This window comes from Bartonella sp. CL162QHHD, from assembly GCF_042195435.1.
Classification (GTDB): Bacteria; Pseudomonadota; Alphaproteobacteria; order Rhizobiales; family Rhizobiaceae; genus Bartonella.
In genome coordinates, this window is the sequence record NZ_JBHIOG010000074.1 from 1 (window position 1) to 1,796 (window position 1,796).

The following is a 1,796-nucleotide window of genomic DNA, read 5'->3' on the forward strand; positions in this document are numbered from 1 at the left end:
AAGAATAGACAAAACCGAATGGCATTCCATTGTGGTGTTTAATCCACATCTTGCAAAAATAGCTCTCCAGTATCTGAATAAAGGAAGCAAAGTTTATATCGAGGGGCGACTACAAACCCGTAAATGGCAAGATAAAAACGGTATTGATCGCTATGTAACAGAAGTCATATTGCCTCAGTACAAAGGCGAGTTAAAGCTTTTAGATGGCAAAAATGATGATAATCAAGATCAGTCATCTGCTTATAACAGAAGCATTTACAGACCTCTTGATACGCCCCATACCGTTATGAATGACAGTGTTCCTTATTAAATAAAAGGCGGTGTTATGAAAAAAAATAAAAAAAGGGGACGCCCTAAAATAGCAGGGCAGGTAAGAGAACCAAACGGACGTATATCACGTGCAAAAGCACTGCGTGAAGCCGTTGATAAATTGGCAATAGAAATGCGTGCAAAACGCTTCGGTTTAACGCTACAAGAGGCAAAAAATCCACTTTCTGGGTCTTATATAGGGCGGCTTTGTTTACAAGGCGTGCTTACACAAGAGCAATATGACGCCGCGCAACAGTATTTACAGATAAGGAATAATTACCTTTGTGCAAAAGGCTTGCCTAATGCAATTTATGACGAAATGCCATCATCATCTGATGATAAGGCAAGAGATAAATGGGTAGAATTTGCAACAGAGCAGTTTATAAACACGCAAGAGGCACTAAAAGAAGCCCAATGCCTCTATAGACAATATAACCTTTATGCAGCGCTACAGTGCCTCGTTATAGAAGATCAAATGCTACCCCACCTTGTGAATTCACTGCGCGTTGCTCTTAATGTGCTTCAGAAACATTTTGATCGTAAATGACAAGCTCTATTACGGTTGCATTATATAGTATATCGTTCGTAAGTTTCCGCAATGTTCACTGAGTTCCTTTAACCATTTATGATCATTTGTTTTCACGTGAGATACTATGTTATCTACTTGTTCTTTTCTGAAATCGTAACGCTTATCTATAGCCGTCATAAATTTTTTTGCATAATAAATCATTGGATCCTCGTTATCATTGACCACGTCGTATGCCCACATAAAATCGCTTTCACTCCAATCATATTCATCGCGTAAACGCTTTATTACATTGGGTAGATCCATTTGCGACATCTCCTTATTATAATCACCCCGCAATAAACTCATAAGGGATGCACAACCAACAACTGATATGTGACGATACAATATATCTTCCTTGTTAAAAAATGAATATTCTCCGCCATTTCTGAGTGAAAGTTCTTCTGCTTTGCGTACCTTTTCAGAATGCATAGAGCCAATATATGATTCACTTACGTATTTATTGTAAAGTTGATTATACTTCTCTATAGTATCTACACTTGTAAACATACGCGTCAATTTGTCTATAAATCCAAATGACGCTGATGCAGGTAGCGCTGATATAGAAAAGAAAGCTATAAATGTTATGATGCGTGTTATGGATAATGATTTCATCATTTTGAACCCTTAATTATTCATAAGTGCTGTTTAACCGATTCTTTTCAAATGTATCAATATGTGTTATTTTTATGTTGACAAAGTGTAGCAAATCGTATTTAATGACAGCACTGTACGTGGTCGTATTGTATCTAAACGAGGGATAGTGCAGTTTGGAGTCCCCGCAAATGCGGGGTTTTTTATTATCTGGAGGGCGTATTTTATGACATCAGAAAATACACAGCAGGCTCCACAACCCATTAAAAAGCGTATACCCCCAAAGGCAGGTCAAGGGCGTGTCAAAGGCGTTCCGAATAAGATGACG

At 38.0% G+C, this 1,796-nt stretch carries 3 protein-coding genes; 2 read left to right on the forward strand and 1 reads right to left on the reverse strand.

What is annotated here, in order from left to right:
• Positions 1-310: single-stranded DNA-binding protein (gene ssb, locus ACFILD_RS08120; protein ID WP_375665029.1), on the forward strand; the 310-nt coding region annotated here is incomplete at its 5' end.
• 15 nt (positions 311-325) lie between these two features.
• Positions 326-856 (forward strand): hypothetical protein, encoded by a 531-nt coding sequence (locus tag ACFILD_RS08125; protein WP_375658333.1) that lies wholly within the window; start codon positions 326-328, stop codon positions 854-856.
• A 9-nt stretch (positions 857-865) separates the two neighbouring features.
• On the opposite strand, the gene ACFILD_RS08130 is transcribed toward ACFILD_RS08125, so the two are convergent.
• The gene (locus ACFILD_RS08130; protein WP_375658332.1) at positions 866-1,492 is read right to left on the reverse strand and encodes a hypothetical protein; all 627 of its coding nucleotides are present in this window, start codon (positions 1,490-1,492) and stop codon (positions 866-868) included.
• Positions 1,493-1,796: the final 304 nt, after the last annotated feature.

What these genes read in the sequence shown, in the direction of transcription:
- ACFILD_RS08125 (WP_375658333.1), top strand. Translation starts at nt 326, where the DNA reads ATGAAAAAAAATAAAAAAAGGGGACGCCCTAAAATAGCAGGGCAGGTA.
- ACFILD_RS08130 (WP_375658332.1), bottom strand. Translation starts at nt 1,492, where the DNA reads ATGATGAAATCATTATCCATAACACGCATCATAACATTTATAGCTTTC.